Raw genomic sequence first — 15,468 nt, 5'->3', positions numbered from 1 at the left:
TTAGAGCGCTCTTTTGCTTTGTGAGTCGGTGTCAATTACAGGTTTTCTTCAGCAAATTCCGCCAAGCGGCTACGAACCACGCCGTTGAGGTGAATATTTGCGCTGCCTTCAAAGTTCTTGAAGCGCTCAACCATGTACGTCAATCCTGATGTCACTGGGGTGAGGTAATGAGAGTCAATCTGCGCCAAGTTACCGGAGCAGACGATTTTGGTTCCTTCGCCACAGCGGGTAATGATGGTTTTGATTTGTGATGCAGTGAGGTTTTGACACTCATCAAGCAGTACAAACGCATTTTGAATCGAACGGCCACGCATAAAGTTGATCGATTTAAATTGAATGTTGGCTTTATCGCAGATGTACTTCAATGAGCCTTCAGTGCAGTGATCGTGTTTATGTAGTGCTTCCAAGGTATCGGTCACCGCCGCTAACCACGGCATCATTTTCTCCTCTTCGGAGCCGGGTAAGAAGCCGATGGATTCACCGATATCTGGCGTGTTACGTGTTACGATAATTTTATCGAACATGCTTTTTTCAATGGTTTGCTCCAATGCTGCTGCCATTGCCAGTAATGTCTTACCACTACCCGCCGCACCCGTTAGAATCACCAAGTCAATTTCTGGATCGAGTAAGGCATCTAACGCCATTCCCTGGTAGATATTTTTAGGTGTGATGTCCCAAGCCTTACGATGCATTAGACGTTCGCGGCTCAGGTCGAGAAGCGTTAGCTTGTCTTCATTGATGGTTTCTACGCGACCAGCAAAGTCACTGTCTTCATCAATAACGTATTGGTTGATAAAGGTTGGGTCGAAGGGTTCGCGACTGAGTTTGTGGTAAGTTTTTCCGCCCAGAGCATAGCTTTCTACTTCCTCAATACCGCTCCAGAAATCACCTTCACGCAATTGAAAGCCTTTGGTTAGGTATTGAATGTCGTCAATCAGTTGGTCGGTTCTATAGTCCTCAACAAAGCGTACACCAGCCCCTTTGGCTCGCAGACGCATGTTGATGTCTTTCGTGATCAGTACCACTTCACGTGGTGCACGTTTATTTTGCAGATAAAGCACCGCGTTGAGAATACGGTTGTCACCGGCTTTGTCGGCGAAGGCTTTGACAGTTTCCTGCAGTTCAAAATCCGCCAAAATGGAAATAGTACCTTGGTCGGGGTTGTCTTTAGAAACAGGAATGCCTTCAGAGATTTCATCTGGCGTTGCTTCTTTAAACAAATCTTCCAAGGTGCGAATAGCCACGCGCGCATCTCTTGCAACGTCGCGCTTACTGTCTTTGATTCGGTCGAGTTCTTCCAACACGGTCATGGGGATAACGACATCGTGTTCTTGGAAAGAGAAGATGGCAAAGGGTTCATGAAGAAGAATGTTGGTATCGAGTACAAACAGTTTCCGATCGGTATCGCCCATAGCGTCTCCTTGCCGTAGTACGGCTCTGCATGCGAGTTGTTAGGTCGTTTCCAAATAGGTGTGAAGTGACCTAACTCTGATTGCTTGCAATAGAGGTTGTCGGGCTGATGTCGGCTAGTGTGCAACCGAGTAGCAAGACAACTTACTGCAAACCCGTGTTGATCCTAATCGTGTACTAACGCGCTTAAATCATATGCAATGGTTTTAAACGCCCCTCATTAGAAGTATACGTAATATTTACGTTCTACAACTTAATAATTGGCATGAGTATTTTACAATTTGATTGCATTTAGAGTTTGGGAAAAAAAGTTTCTGCTTGGTGCGGTTTCGGCGTGACCTAAATCACAGCTTCAAGTAAGATTAGCGACCTTTTTCTGCGTATAGGCTACGTCCGATTTATCATGTTGAGCTGGCTTAAAAAATACTCAGTTCATACTGGAATGACGAATGCTATCGGCATAGCAGAAGCCAGAATCAGATCTAAACTATTATCCGTGCCTACGGGCATGAGTAGACCAACAAGAAATACGAATCAAGAACTAATAACGAGGTAGTCAATTCATGACATTTGCTTTGGGGCAGCGCTGGATTAGCGATACGGAAAGCGATTTAGGTTTAGGTACCGTTGTAGCAATGGATGCTCGTACTGTGACATTGATGTTTGCAGCGTCAGAGGAAAACCGAGTTTACGCACGTAACGATGCACCTGTTACCCGAGTCACCTTTAATGTTGGGGATGTCATCGATTGCCAAGAAGGTTGGTCTCTAAAAGTAGAAGAAGTACTGGAAGATGAAGGTCTTTACACCTATTTCGGTACTCGTGAAGACACGCAAGAAACCGCTGTTGTTCTGCGTGAGATTTTCCTTAGCAACCAAATTCGTTTTAACAAACCTCAAGATAAGTTGTACGCCGGTCAAATCGACCGTATGGACAACTTTGTTCTGCGTTACCGTGCGCTAACCAACCAGTTTGAGCAGCATAAGAGCCCAATGCGTGGCCTATGCGGTATGCGTGCAGGTTTGATCCCTCATCAGCTTTACATCGCGCACGAAGTTGGCCGTCGTCACGCGCCACGCGTCTTGTTGGCGGATGAGGTAGGTTTGGGTAAAACCATTGAAGCGGGTATGATCATCCACCAACAAGTTCTGTCTGGTCGTGCCGAACGCATTTTGATTGTGGTGCCTGAAACACTGCAGCATCAATGGCTGGTTGAGATGATGCGTCGTTTCAATCTGCATTTCTCTATCTTTGACGAAGAGCGCTGTATCGAAGCGTTTGCGGATGCAGAAAACCCATTTGATACTCAGCAATATGTGCTGTGTTCTTTGGATTTCCTACGCAAGAGCCGCAAGCGTTTTGAACAAGCACTGGAAGGTGAATGGGACCTACTGGTTGTCGATGAAGCGCATCACCTTGAATGGAGCCAAGATAAACCGAGCCGTGAATACCAAGTGGTAGAAGGCTTGGCTGAACGTACTCCAGGTGTGTTGCTACTGACTGCAACGCCAGAGCAGCTTGGTCGTGAGAGTCACTTTGCTCGTCTGCGTTTGTTGGATCCAGACCGCTTCTATGATTACGAAGCATTCGTTGAGGAAGAAGAGCAATACGCGCCCGTAGCAGATGCGATTACTTCACTCTTTTCCGGTGAAAAGCTACCTAATGAAGCAAAAAACCAGATCACTGAGTTGTTGTCTGAACAAGACGTAGAACCACTTTTCCGTATTATTGAAAGTGAAGCGGACGAAGAAGCTAAAGCGTCGGCACGCCAAGAGCTGATCGATAACTTGATGGATCGTCATGGTACAGGGCGTGTTTTGTTCCGTAACACGCGCGCGGCCATCAAAGGCTTCCCTACGCGTAACGTGCATCTGATGCCAATGGATATTCCACCGCAATACACTACATCAATGCGTGTTGCTGGAATGATTGGCGGTAAGATGAGTTCTGAAGCACGTGCGATGAAGAACCTTTACCCGGAAGAAATTTTCCAAGAATTTGAAGGCGATGACGCGAGCTGGTGGCAGTTTGACTCGCGTGTGAATTGGTTGCTTGAAAAAGTAAAAGAGAAGCGCAGCGAGAAAATCCTCGTGATTGCTTCTCGTGCGAGTACCGCACTGCAATTGGAGCAAGCACTGCGTGAGCGTGAAGGTATCCGCGCCACCGTTTTCCACGAAGGTATGTCGATTCTTGAACGTGACAAAGCGGCGGCTTACTTTGCGCAAGAAGAAGGTGGAGCACAAGTTCTTATCTGTAGCGAAATCGGCTCTGAAGGTCGTAACTTCCAGTTTGCCAACCAACTTGTCATGTTCGACTTGCCATTTAACCCAGACTTGCTTGAGCAACGTATTGGTCGTTTGGACCGTATCGGTCAAAATCGCGATATCGACATTCATGTTCCTTACCTGAAAGGCACATCGCAAGCGATCCTAGCACGTTGGTTCGATGAAGGCCTGAGCGCTTTTGCGGAAACCTGCCCAACAGGCCGTGCTGTTTACGATAAGTACTCCGATGATCTGATTGAAATTCTTGCCTCTGGTGATACCAGCACGCTAGATGAGATCATTGAAGCGTCAGCAAAAATGAATAAAGAGCTGAAATCCCAATTGGAGCAAGGCCGTGATCGCCTATTAGAAATGCATTCAAATGGCGGGGAAAAAGCACAACAAATCGTTGAGAAAATTGAATCGACCGACGGCGATACCAATCTGGTCACCTTCGCACTTTCTCTTTTTGACACGATTGGCTTGAATCAAGACGATAAAGGTGAAAACGCCCTGATTGTGACCCCATCTGAGCACATGATGGTGCCAAGCTACCCAGGTCTGCCATACGAAGGAGCGACGATCACGTTTGATCGTGATACAGCGTTATCTCGTGAAGATATGCACTTTATCAGTTGGGAACACCCAATGATCCAGGGTGGTATCGATCTTCTTATGAGTGAAGGGGTGGGGACGTCTGCGGTATCTCTATTGAAAAACAAAGCGTTACCAGTCGGGACTATTCTTCTTGAGTTGATTTACGCGGTAGATGCGCAAGCGCCAAAACGTAGTGGTATCGCACGCTTCTTACCGAAAACGCCAATCCGTTTAATGATGGACTCGCGTGGTAATGATTTGTCTGCTCAAGTGGAGTTTGAAAGCTTTAACCGCCAGCTCAGCCCTGTAAACCGTCACTTAGGTAGCAAGTTGGTTACGTCGGTACAGAAAGACGTACACCGCTTAATTGAAGCCGGTGATGTTCTTATTGAAGAGAAGGTCGAAGAAGTACGCAAACAAGCTCATCAAGATATGCAGCACAGTTTGAATGCAGAGCTTGAGCGTTTGCAAGCACTGAAAGCGGTGAACCCAAATATTCGTGACGAAGAAATTGAAGCTATCGACGCACAAATTAAAGAGCTCACTGGTTACATCAACCAAGCTCAGGTTCAGCTCGACTCGCTGCGTTTGATTGTGGTGAGCCACAACTAAGTAAGTATTTATTGCTCATTAAAAAAGGTCTTCAGTTGAAGACCTTTTTCTTTATTTACGGTTTAGTTTCTTTAAGCGGAATGCATTAATCACTGATAGCTATCTCATTTACATCAACCACTTCCACCAGATAAATACAGCCAAGAAGCCAAACAAGTAAATCAGGCCTGCAATCGACAACCACTTTAGTTTAGGTCCAACAGCCAAAGGCTCAGGTAACTCAGTTTTGCTCACTAATGTGTAATTTAGCAGAGCAAAGAATGGCGTGGTCATAAAGGCGAGGATCATCGCAAAGTTCAGCATAGGCAATAACGCAGAAGCCCAGAAAACCACAATACCCAATGCAAGTAAGGAGACTACCAGCATGATCGCTGAAGTGGTTTTAGGGTTAGTGTCTGGTTGCGAGCGCAGTAAGCGTTGAGAATCCGAAATAACGCGCGAATAGCCATCAATAACGGTAATCGTGCTGCCAAAGATACAGAAAAACGCAATTACCGCGATCAAGTAACGAGACCATTCGCCAATCGTTGCCGCATATAAACCAACCAATTGGTGGGAGAAGCCAACGCCAGAGCTTTCAAGCGCAACGCCAGAACCATAAAGCATCAAAGAGCCTAGCGATACAAAGATAATGGCAAGAAACGCCGTGCCAATATAACCGACATTAAAGTCAAATAGAGCAGAGCGGTATGTTACTTCTTGCTGGCTTGATTGGCGTTTTAGCCATGCTGAGGTTAAACAGGAGATCTCTATCGGTGCAGGCATCCACCCCATTGTCACGACGATAAAACCAATAGCCGCAATAGACCAAGGTGACGGCGGCTCGAAGTTGGCTACTTGCTCAACAGGGTTACCAAAGGCGATAGAAACAGCGAGTAAAGTCGCGATGGTTAACACCGACATGATCACCTTAGATAGCGTATCGAGCGCTTTGTAATGGCCAGCAAATAATATGATCAGGCAGGTGACAATCACAATGATGCTGAGTGATGCCATTGATAGTGAAAACGGAATGAAGTAGCCCAGCAAGCTAGCGCTAAACATCAACAAAGCGGCGGTATTGATGACGGCCGATACCACGCTAAGAAATAGAAATAGCCATAGATAAGGCCGACCTAATTTCGCGTAGCCCTCAACCAAGGTGAGCCCTGTCCCCATGGTGTACTGTACGCCCGCTCGGAAAAAAGGGTATTTAAACAGGTTTACGAGCAGAATCAGTGCAGCCAATTGCCAACCATAAATCGCACCAGCCTTGGTTGATGCCACGAGGTGAGAGCCACCGACCGCAGCAGATGCCATTAATATGCCGGGGCCTAGCGAACGAAAAAATAAGGAAAGTTTGGATTGGGGTTTATCTATAACGGCGGAGTCCATTGCTTATTGTCCTTTTTATCTTATGTATCTTTCTAAAGAGATACATACCGCAGTACATGACAGGCTGAGCGATCGCCCTATACTGCGCAACGGTAATGTCTTTTAAATGCTGTGTTTTGGTGTATTTATTTTAAGTATTCTTTGCGAATATCATGCTGTGTGCATCTAGCACTCTATTCAGTTATGCGTCTTGTTGTCAAACTAAATTTACAACGTGCTATTTTTAGTTTTTATGCTAAAGGATTGACTTTGTTTTATTGGGTTGAACTTTTCTTCCGAACCCTGCATCTGGGTGCTATTTGGGTATATAATCGCGGCGTTTTTATTTTGTAGAGATCTCCCATGGCAATGCTTGAATATACCCCTCCCACCGACCCTTGGGTTGATATCGTTTTTGAGGATGACGACATTCTGGCAGTGAATAAGCCATCAGGGCTGCTGTCTGTCCCTGGTCGCCTTGCAGAGCATTACGACAGCATGTGGAGCCGCCTCAAAGAGTTGCATCCAGAAATTCAAGTTGTGCATCGCTTGGATATGTCGACATCAGGGTTGATGTTGCTGGCGAAAAACAAACCCACGGAGCGAGCATTAAAAAAGCAGTTCCAATATCGTCTCACTCACAAGGTGTATTACGCACGTGTTTGGGGACATGTTGAGCCGCAAGAAGGGAATATTGATCTTCCATTAATTTGTGATTGGCCAAATCGTCCACGACAAAAAGTATGCTTCGACGACGGCAAGCCATCTCAAACTTTATTCCAAGTGGTGAAGCGTGAAGTGCACCCAGATGGCGCCCATACGACCGTTGTGCGGTTACTCCCCATTACTGGTCGATCGCATCAGTTACGCGTGCATTTGATGGCGATTGGTCATGCGATTGTGGGTGATGAGTTTTATGCAAGCGAAGAGGCGTATCAGTTTTCAGAACGTTTAGAGTTGCACGCTGCGGAGCTAAGTTTTTATCATCCAGCTACGGATCAGCTGAGCAGTATTTTTGTACCCTGTGACTTTTATTCTGAAGCCGAGGCGATGATCTTTAACTATTTTTCGCCAGAGCGTACATTGCCTGATTATAAAACGTTGCCACACCCTTAATGCCAATTGCACTAACAGCGGTTCTTTCTAGTTCGCTATTTTTGGCTATTTCGTTACTGTGGTTGATGTATCCTGTCTTTCAGCCGTGAACAAGGAGTTGTTATGTCTTTGCCAAGCATCGTATTTTTAGATCGAGCGACCATCCCAGAACATATTGAGATCCCACGACCTAGCTTTCCGCACCACTGGCGTGAGTACGACCTAACTGCGCCTGGGCAGGTAATAGAAAGGTTAGCCGATGCCGATATCGTGATTAGCAATAAAGTCCTGCTTGACCAACATGTATTAGAGCAACTACCAAAATTACGGATGATCGCGGTTGCCGCAACTGGTTTTAACAACGTCGATGTGAACTACTGTGCTAATCATGATATTGCGGTTGCTAATGTACGTGGTTACGCGACGCGTTCGGTGCCCGAGCACGTGATGGCAATGTTATTCGCTTTAAGACGGAATTTATTTGGGTACCACCAAGATATTGCCGCAGGTGAGTGGCAGCGTAACCAGCAGTTTTGTTTTTTTACTCACCCAATCGGGGATATTGGTGGTAGCACGTTAGGTGTTGTTGGTAGTGGGGCACTAGGGCAAGCGACGGCGAATCTGGCTCAAGCGTTAGGAATGACCGTCTTGTTTTCTGAGCGTAAAGGGGCGGCAGAATGTAGACCAGGTTATGTGTCGTTTGAGGAAGTATTAAAACGCTCCGATGCGCTGACCTTGCATTGCCCGCTCAACGATCATACTCAGAATTTAATTGGTCAAGCAGAGTTGCAACAAATGAAGTCCAACTCCATTTTGATTAATACAGGGCGTGGAGGTTTGGTGGATGAGAGCGCACTGGTGGATGCCTTAAAACAGCAAGAAATTGCAGCGGCTGGTTTTGATGTTTTTACACAAGAACCGGCTGATGAGAGCAATCCGCTGATTGCCAATATGAGTTTACCTAATTTGTTACTGACACCGCATGTTGCATGGGGCAGCGACTCATCTATTCAACGTTTAGCGGAAATCTTGATTGAGAACATTAACGCTTTCGAGCGCGGAGACCGCGTGAATCGCTTAGTGTAACGCTGACTGTAAAACCAAAGATAAAAAAAGCAGACATTGACGTCTGCTTTTTGCGTTTAAATCGAATGCTCATTGCGTGAGCCCTCGAATTAAAACTCTTCTTCGTTTAGACCTTTAAGGATCTGAAAGATTTCGCGGTACGCTTTTGCTGGTTTCCCAGCTTTTTTCTCTTTCGCTGCTTGGCGAGCAAGTTGGCGTAGACGCTGACGATCCGCTTCTGGGTACATTTCCATTACGTCATCAATGGCTTTGTCACCTTCTTCCACTACGCGATCACGCAACGCTTCAAGTTTGTGGAATACAGCCGTTAATTGAGAGTGCTTATTACGAATTTTATCCAGTGCGGCTTGGATTGGCTCTGGATCTTCGTAACGCATCAATTTACCAATACGTTGTAATTGGCGACGACGCGCTTCATTTTTAAAGCGTTGCGCGTCAGCAATTGCTTCTCGCAAATCTTCGCTCAATGGAAACTTTTCTAGAACTGAAGGTTTGAGGCCGACAAGCTCCTCACCTAGCTTTTGCAGTTCTTCCATGTCTCGCTTCATCTCGGATTTACTTACCCAGATGATCTCTTCTTCTGGTTCCCATGGCGCTTTTTGATTCTTACGTGCCATTTCAGTTGCCTGTGTTTTGATTAATATTATGACTATTTTAACAAGAATCATGGGGAGAAAGCGAAATTCTTGTTATCCTATTGTTCATCAAAGACAAGATGTGAAAGACAATGGATATTAAACAGCAGGTTGCTGAGCAACGTACCGAGCTAGAGCAAGCCGTCGCAAGAGCCTTAAAGCTTGCATCGGCAAAATCTGACGCCGCCGAAGTCGCAATTACTAAAAGCACTGGTTTAAGTGTTTCAACTCGTATGGGTGAAGTAGAGAATGTCGAGTTCAACAGCGATGGTGCGCTGGGCATTACCGTTTACCGAGGTCAACGCAAAGGCAGTGCTTCCACGTCTGATTTAAGTGAAGCGGCAATCGAGCAAACCGTTATAGCGGCGCTAGATATTGCACATTACACATCTGAAGACCCATTTGCAGGCCCTGCAGCAAAAGAATACATGGTGCAAGATATCCCTGAGCTTGATCTTTTCCACCCTGACGCACCCGATCCAGACTATGCTGCCAATGTGGCGATTGCAGCAGAAAAAGAGGCGCTAAATTATAATAGTGCAATCAAACAAAGTGATGGCGCGAGTTATGATAGTCATTACGGCGTGAAAGTGTATGGCAATAGCCATGGCTTATTAGCTAGTTATGCGTCTAGCCGACATAGTACTAGCTGTTGTGTAATTGGCGTTGGTCAAAACGGCGAGATGGAACGTGATTACAGCTACACCGTGGCACGTCATCGTGATGACTTATGGACCCCAGAAACGGTGGGTCGTAAGGCGGCAGAGAATACGGTTAACCGCCTAGATGCGCAGCGTCTAAAAACAGGTCAATACCCAATCATGTTTGCGGCTGATGTTGCGACAGGCTTGATTGGCCATCTCGTTATGGCGATCAGCGGTGGTAACCTGTACCGAAAATCTTCTTTCTTACTTGACCATCTAGGCAAACAAGTGCTTCCTGAATGGTTCAATATCTCAGAACGTCCGCATGTATTGCGTGGTTTGGCATCAAGTCCATTCGATAGTGAAGGTGTGTACACTCAAGACCGTGAGATCATTACCGACGGTGTGCTAGCAACTTATCTGTTAACCAGTTATGCCGCACGTAAAATGAAGATGACGCCGACAGGTCACGCTGGTGGGATTCATAACTGGTACGTGAAGTCGACAGGCCAAAACTTCGAGCAAATGCTTAAAGAGCTCGGTACTGGTCTTCTAGTGACAGAAGTCATGGGACAAGGTGTGAACGTGGTAACGGGTGATTACTCTCGCGGTGCCGCAGGCTTCTGGGTTGAGAATGGCGAAATCCAATACCCAGTATCAGAAATTACCATCGCAGGTAATCTAAAAGACATGTTCACCAAGATTGTGGCGGTTGGTAGTGATATTGAAACGCGCTCACAAATCCAAACGGGCTCTATCCTACTGGATAGCATGAAAGTGGCGGGTGAATAAGCTTTTCTAGCAATTCAGAATCAAAAAAGCCTGATGTGTTCATCAGGCTTTTTCGTTTTTTCTGTTAGGTAATCAGTATTGTGGCAAGCCCTAAGAAGACAGATAAACCAATCACATCCGTCACCGTTGTTAATGCCATACCACCAGCTAAAGCAGGATCGATGTTCATTTTTTTCAATAGGATTGGAATCGTTACTCCGGCAATACCTGCGACCAATAAGTTGGTCAGCATGGCGGCGGAAATGATTCCTCCGAGCATCCAGTTACCTTTCCAAGCAACAACAATACCACCAATAATCAGCGCCCACATGATACCGTTGAGTAAGCCGATCGAGGCTTCTTTCATTAACAGTTCACGTTTGTTTGAGTCACCGATATGACCAAGAGCAAGACCACGAATCACTAGTGCGACAGTTTGGTTACCAGCGACACCACCCATGGACGGAACAATCGTCATCAATACCGCAATGGCGGCCATTTGGTCTAATGTGGCCTCAAACATATTAGAAACGGAAGCAGCAGCAAGAGCGGCTAATACATTAGCACCAAGCCAGATACTGCGTTTGCGAGCTGATTTTACAACAGGCGCGAAAGTATCTTCGTCATCGTCCATACCCGCCATACTCATCATCGAGTGTTCCGCGTCTTCACGAATAACGTCAACCACGTCATCGATGGTGATACGACCGACCAAATGCAAGTTTTCATCAACAACAGGTGCAGATACCCAATTACGGCGTTCGAACAGACTCGCAACATCTGAGTCGCTAGTATCGACGGTGATGGCCTCGTCCGCGTCTTCCATTACATCAATGATTTTTACGTCTGGCTGAGTGGTAATAAGCGTCGTGATCGGCAGTTCACCGATGAGCTTACTCTCTTCATCGATCACATACAGGGCATCCGTAGCTTCTGGAAGCTCGCCTTTCATACGTAGATAACGCAAAACTACGTCCACATCGACGTCACCACGAATTGTGATGACGTCGGTGTTCATCAGTCCACCCGCAGTGTCTTCTGGGTAGGATAGGGCGGTTTCGACCCGTAGACGGTCAGAGGAGTCCATTTGCGACAGGACTTCGCGTGACAGGTTGTCAGGCAAGCTACGTAGTACGTAAGCCACGTCATCGGTATCCATGCCTTCTGTCGCTTCTGCAAGCGCTTCTGGTGCCATTTTGGATACGAGGCTGTCTTTGACATCTTCGTTCAGCTCGTCAAGGATTTCACCATAATCTTCAGGGTCGGTGAGTTGCCAAAGAACTTCACGGCTCTTCCGTGGGGAGGCTTCTAAAAGGTGAGCGATATCCTCAGGTTCCATGTCCTGTAATTGACGACGAACATGGACGAAGCGACCATTTTCTAGCGCTTCTGTGACTTCTTGGAGGGCTTGGTGAGCTTGGTCGAATTCAATTTGCTCTGCCATTCATTCCTCCCAATTCCTGATATTTACAATGCGTTGAATAATAACTTAATTCTAGGCGCCTTTTAATAACAACTTATGATACTAAGCAAATTTATTTATTAGGTCAGGGAAGAGAAAGATAATGGGAGGTAAGAAAAAAGCGAGTAAACTACTCGCCTTCATCAAATTTATCTTCGATCAAGTGGCAAACGGCATCCAGTGCTTCTTCCGCTTGCCCACCCGTTGCGTGGATCGTGACGTATTGTCCTTGAGCGGACTCTAGCATTAACAGGCCCATTACGCTGTCTGCTGTGGCGGTTTTGTCTTCTTCATTGTCGATGGTGATGACCGCTTCAAAGCTCTGTGCCAGTTCGACCAGTTTGACTGCTGCACGAGCATGTAAGCCAAGGCGGTTTTGAATCAATACTTTACGACTTAACTCCACGGCTACTCCTTAGCGTTTTTCTCTAGTGAGGTATGGCGAATTTGTACTTGGTGTCCTTTGTTGGCGAAGTATTCACCGATTTGCTGAGTTAAGTACACCGAGCGGTGCTTACCACCAGTACAACCGATTGCAACGGTCAGGTAGCTGCGGTTGTTTTTCTCAAGCAGAGGTAACCAATTCTCTATAAAGCTTTCAATTTGATATTTCAAACTTAACACCGATTGGTGTTGCTCTAAAAATGCGGCGATAGGAGCATCCAGACCTGTAAGCGGGCGTAGTGCTGGTTCCCAATGTGGGTTAGGTAAGAAGCGAACGTCAAATACGTAATCGGCATCGGAAGGCAGGCCGTATTTAAAACCAAAAGACTCAAATACCATAACGAGCCCTTTGCGATCTCTGCCTTCAACGCGCATACGCACGGTTTCACTCAATTCATGCAAAGACTGCCCACTACTATTTAGGACCAGATCTGCATGCGCTTTGAGTGGCGTCAAAATTTGTTTCTCACGCTCGATGGCTTGATCGAGCGAGAGGGAGGTGCCACCTAAAGATAACGGGTGAATTCGGCGTGTTTCGCTGTAGCGTTTGAGTAGCGTTTCTTTATTGGCGTCCAAGAAAAGCATGGTCACATCAAGCTCAGTTTTTAACTGTTCTAGTGTACTCGTCAGTTCTTTTAGCTTTTTAGGAATATTACGAATATCAATGCTGACTGCAACATTCTGTTTGCTGTCAGCAACAGAATGAACAAATGCGTCCAGCAAGTTAACTGGCAGGTTATCAACACAGTAGTAACCTAAGTCTTCCAGTACACGAAGCGCAATACTTTTACCGGCACCTGAGTGCCCGCTAACAACGATTAGTCGCATGGAGTTAGTCCTGCTTATTGGTGAATCATGATGTCGTAAAGTTCTTCATCACTCTGAGCATTACGCAGTAGTTTTAATACTTGCTTATCGCTCAGACGTTCTGCCATAGAGGATAGAGTCTTGAGGTGCTCTTTGCACTGTTCTTCTGGTACAAGGAGCGCAAAAAGAAGATCGACAGGTCGATTGTCAATCGCATCAAATTCGATTGCTTCATCACATTGCAGTAAGACAGCAATGGCCTTGTCGCTTGATTGCATTCTCGCGTGAGGGATCGCAATACCGTTTCCGATACCGGTACTGCCCATTTTTTCTCTATTGAGCATGCATTCGAACAGCTCGGTAGAATCTTGGCCCGTTTGATCAGCCACGATACGGCTGATCATTTCAAGGGCGCGTTTTTTACTCGTGCAGTGGACCGCACTTTTGGTGCAGTCCAATGACAGTATTTCGCTCAGTTGCATGATTAATGACTGTTTAGTTTTTCTTTGTGCTTATTAAGTTGGCGAACCAATTTATCTACCAGCGAATCGATCGCGGCATACATATTTTCGTCATCGGCTGATGCGTGGATTTCGCCTTGATTTATGTGAAGCGTAGCTTCCGCGATTTGAGTAATTTTTTCAACTTTTAGTACAACATGCACTTGATTGATATGGTCGAAGAACCTTTCGAGCTTCTGAAACTTAGAATTTACATAGTCTTGCATTGAATCGGTAAGATCAACGTGATGGCCTTGAATATTGATTTGCATAGACTTTCCTTTTCAGTTAGTGCCTTATAATAGGCGTTTACGCTGACTTGAAGGGGCAATTCCCAAGGATTCGCGATATTTGGCTATCGTACGTCTTGCGACCTGAATCCCTTGGTCAGCCAGAAGAGCAGCAATCTTGCTATCACTCAGTGGTTTGGCAGTATTCTCTGCTGCGACCAGTTTTTTAATGAGTGCACGAATTGCTGTTGACGAACATTCTCCGCCGTTGTCAGTACTAACATGGCTAGAGAAGAAGTACTTCAATTCAAAAATACCACGTGGTGTATGCATAAATTTTTGCGTTGTTACACGAGAAATCGTGGATTCATGCATGTCCACAGCCAAAGCGACATCATTGAGTACCATTGGCTTCATGGCTTCCTCACCATACTCGAAGAAATCTTGTTGATGTTCAACAATACATCTTGCAACTTTGAGTAGCGTCTCGTTTCTACTCTCTAAGCTCTTAATTAACCATTTTGCCTCTTGCAAATTGCTGCGGATGTACTGGCTATCCGCGCTATTACCTTTGCCTAATTGAGCATATTGTTGATTTACTTTTAATTTTGGCACGCTATCCGGGTTTATAGAAACGGTCCATTTGCCATTGTCTTTAAAAACGGATACGTCTGGAATTACGTACTCGGTATCATCAGGAGTGATGCGACTACCTGGACGAGGATCTAACTGTTGGATAAGCTTTAAGACTTCACGCAGATCGGCTTCTTTCAGCTTAGTCTCTTTGATGACGAGCTTGTAGTCACGGTTGCCTAGGTGATCAATATGATCCGCAAGTATCATTTTGGCTTCAGCAAGCCATGGCGTGTCTTCTGGGAAGGTCGTCAGTTGCAGTAACAAACATTCTTGTAAGTTACGCGATGCAACGCCAAGAGGATCGAATTGTTGAATGCGTTTACGAACGGCTTCTACTTCGTCTAACTCTATCTCTTCATTATCGAAGCTCTCATGAATCTCTTCAGGCGACAAAGTTAAATAGCCGTAGTCGTCAACAGCGTCAATAATCGCTAATGCAATCGTGCGGTCGGTTTCACTGAATGGTGTTAGGTCAAGCTGCCACATGAGGTAATCATGTAATGATTCAGTGGTTTCGCCCTGGTAGACGGGCATATCATCATCAAGAGCTAAGCCAGTGCTACCAGTATTCGCGCTGTAGACGTCATCCCAAGTCGTGTCGATTTCAAGTTCAGAGCTAATTTCTGATTTCTCTATCACATCGGAGCTATCTGGAACGTCAATTTCTGTTGGTTCGCTAGCACTGTTGCTATCAGCAGCCTCGACCGCTGACTTATCTTCACCGTTTGCTAGAGGCTCGTCTTGGCCTTCTTCAACTTCCAATAATGGGTTTGAGTCCAACGCTTCTTGGATTTCTTGTTGAAGATCGAGTGTCGACAATTGCAATAAGCGAATCGCTTGCTGCAACTGTGGCGTCATGGCTAACTGCTGACCTAGCTTGAGTTGTAATGAAGGTTTCATTCAGTGTTACTTACCTTGTAAT

13 protein-coding genes are annotated in these 15,468 nt (G+C 45.9%); 4 read left to right on the top strand and 9 right to left on the bottom strand.

Translation table 11 applies throughout. The features are described 5' to 3' along the window. Positions 1–35: 35 nt before the first annotated feature. Positions 36–1,412 (bottom strand): PhoH family protein, encoded by a 1,377-nt coding sequence (locus KJB35_RS24305; protein WP_005381133.1) that lies wholly within the window; start codon positions 1,410–1,412, stop codon positions 36–38. A 561-nt stretch (positions 1,413–1,973) separates the two neighbouring features. On the opposite strand from KJB35_RS24305, the gene rapA reads away from it, so the two are divergent. After that, the gene (gene rapA / locus KJB35_RS24300) at positions 1,974–4,883 is read left to right on the top strand and encodes an RNA polymerase-associated protein RapA (protein ID WP_213908218.1); all 2,910 of its coding nucleotides are present in this window, start codon (positions 1,974–1,976) and stop codon (positions 4,881–4,883) included. A 108-nt stretch (positions 4,884–4,991) separates the two neighbouring features. Here rapA and KJB35_RS24295 read toward each other — a convergent pair whose 3' ends face one another. Beyond that, positions 4,992–6,257: an NRAMP family divalent metal transporter gene (locus KJB35_RS24295; protein WP_005381130.1), complete on the bottom strand. Its 1,266-nt coding sequence runs from the start codon at positions 6,255–6,257 to the stop codon at positions 4,992–4,994. Positions 6,258–6,599: 342 nt separating this feature from the next. On the opposite strand from KJB35_RS24295, the gene KJB35_RS24290 reads away from it, so the two are divergent. Beyond that, positions 6,600–7,352, top strand: coding sequence for a pseudouridine synthase (locus KJB35_RS24290; protein WP_213908217.1), 753 nt, complete (start codon positions 6,600–6,602; stop codon positions 7,350–7,352). Between the two features lie 102 nt (positions 7,353–7,454). Further along, on the top strand, positions 7,455–8,417 hold the full coding sequence (locus tag KJB35_RS24285; protein ID WP_213908216.1) for a D-2-hydroxyacid dehydrogenase: 963 nt from the start codon (positions 7,455–7,457) through the stop codon (positions 8,415–8,417). 89 nt (positions 8,418–8,506) lie between these two features. Here KJB35_RS24285 and yjgA read toward each other — a convergent pair whose 3' ends face one another. Further along, the gene (yjgA, locus tag KJB35_RS24280; protein ID WP_005381124.1) at positions 8,507–9,034 is read right to left on the bottom strand and encodes a ribosome biogenesis factor YjgA; all 528 of its coding nucleotides are present in this window, start codon (positions 9,032–9,034) and stop codon (positions 8,507–8,509) included. 110 nt (positions 9,035–9,144) lie between these two features. On the opposite strand from yjgA, the gene pmbA reads away from it, so the two are divergent. Continuing rightward, on the top strand, positions 9,145–10,488 hold the full coding sequence (gene pmbA, locus KJB35_RS24275; protein ID WP_206970991.1) for a metalloprotease PmbA: 1,344 nt from the start codon (positions 9,145–9,147) through the stop codon (positions 10,486–10,488). Positions 10,489–10,552: 64 nt separating this feature from the next. Here pmbA and mgtE read toward each other — a convergent pair whose 3' ends face one another. The 6 genes from mgtE to KJB35_RS24245 all read right to left on the bottom strand — a co-directional run bounded on the left by mgtE (position 10,553) and on the right by KJB35_RS24245 (position 15,446). Continuing rightward, entirely contained in the window at positions 10,553–11,911 is a 1,359-nt protein-coding gene (mgtE, locus tag KJB35_RS24270) for a magnesium transporter (protein ID WP_005381121.1), read from the bottom strand. Positions 11,912–12,059: 148 nt separating this feature from the next. Continuing rightward, the gene (locus tag KJB35_RS24265) at positions 12,060–12,335 is read right to left on the bottom strand and encodes an HPr family phosphocarrier protein (protein ID WP_005381120.1); all 276 of its coding nucleotides are present in this window, start codon (positions 12,333–12,335) and stop codon (positions 12,060–12,062) included. Positions 12,336–12,337: 2 nt separating this feature from the next. Next, a complete protein-coding gene (rapZ, locus tag KJB35_RS24260; protein WP_005388424.1) occupies positions 12,338–13,201 on the bottom strand; it encodes an RNase adapter RapZ in 864 nt (287 codons plus the stop codon). Between the two features lie 14 nt (positions 13,202–13,215). Continuing rightward, on the bottom strand, positions 13,216–13,662 hold the full coding sequence (ptsN, locus tag KJB35_RS24255) for a PTS IIA-like nitrogen regulatory protein PtsN (RefSeq protein WP_005381116.1): 447 nt from the start codon (positions 13,660–13,662) through the stop codon (positions 13,216–13,218). Between the two features lie 2 nt (positions 13,663–13,664). Further along, complete coding sequence (hpf, locus tag KJB35_RS24250) at positions 13,665–13,952, bottom strand: ribosome hibernation promoting factor (protein ID WP_005381114.1); 288 nt, start codon at positions 13,950–13,952, stop codon at positions 13,665–13,667. Positions 13,953–13,976: 24 nt separating this feature from the next. Next, positions 13,977–15,446 carry an RNA polymerase factor sigma-54 gene (locus tag KJB35_RS24245; RefSeq protein ID WP_005381112.1) on the bottom strand — a complete coding sequence of 490 codons (1,470 nt, stop codon included), beginning with the start codon at positions 15,444–15,446 and terminating at the stop codon, positions 13,977–13,979. Positions 15,447–15,468 lie beyond the last annotated feature (22 nt).

Origin of the sequence: Vibrio sp. D431a, from assembly GCF_030248655.1 — a bacterium.
GTDB lineage: Bacteria > Pseudomonadota > Gammaproteobacteria > Enterobacterales > Vibrionaceae > Vibrio > Vibrio alginolyticus.
The sequence above is the reverse complement of the archived record's forward strand: the minus strand, read 5'-3'. Positions and strand labels throughout refer to the sequence as shown.

Coding starts and splice junctions, on each gene's coding strand:
- rapZ (WP_005388424.1), bottom strand. CDS start 13,201: ATGCGACTAATCGTTGTTAGCGGGCACTCAGGTGCCGGTAAAAGTATT.
- KJB35_RS24245 (WP_005381112.1), bottom strand. CDS start 15,446: ATGAAACCTTCATTACAACTCAAGCTAGGTCAGCAGTTAGCCATGACG.
- KJB35_RS24285 (WP_213908216.1), top strand. CDS start 7,455: ATGTCTTTGCCAAGCATCGTATTTTTAGATCGAGCGACCATCCCAGAA.
- ptsN (WP_005381116.1), bottom strand. CDS start 13,662: ATGCAACTGAGCGAAATACTGTCATTGGACTGCACCAAAAGTGCGGTC.
- KJB35_RS24290 (WP_213908217.1), top strand. CDS start 6,600: ATGGCAATGCTTGAATATACCCCTCCCACCGACCCTTGGGTTGATATC.
- yjgA (WP_005381124.1), bottom strand. CDS start 9,034: ATGGCACGTAAGAATCAAAAAGCGCCATGGGAACCAGAAGAAGAGATC.
- mgtE (WP_005381121.1), bottom strand. CDS start 11,911: ATGGCAGAGCAAATTGAATTCGACCAAGCTCACCAAGCCCTCCAAGAA.
- pmbA (WP_206970991.1), top strand. CDS start 9,145: ATGGATATTAAACAGCAGGTTGCTGAGCAACGTACCGAGCTAGAGCAA.
- KJB35_RS24295 (WP_005381130.1), bottom strand. CDS start 6,257: ATGGACTCCGCCGTTATAGATAAACCCCAATCCAAACTTTCCTTATTT.
- hpf (WP_005381114.1), bottom strand. CDS start 13,952: ATGCAAATCAATATTCAAGGCCATCACGTTGATCTTACCGATTCAATG.
- KJB35_RS24305 (WP_005381133.1), bottom strand. CDS start 1,412: ATGGGCGATACCGATCGGAAACTGTTTGTACTCGATACCAACATTCTT.
- rapA (WP_213908218.1), top strand. CDS start 1,974: ATGACATTTGCTTTGGGGCAGCGCTGGATTAGCGATACGGAAAGCGAT.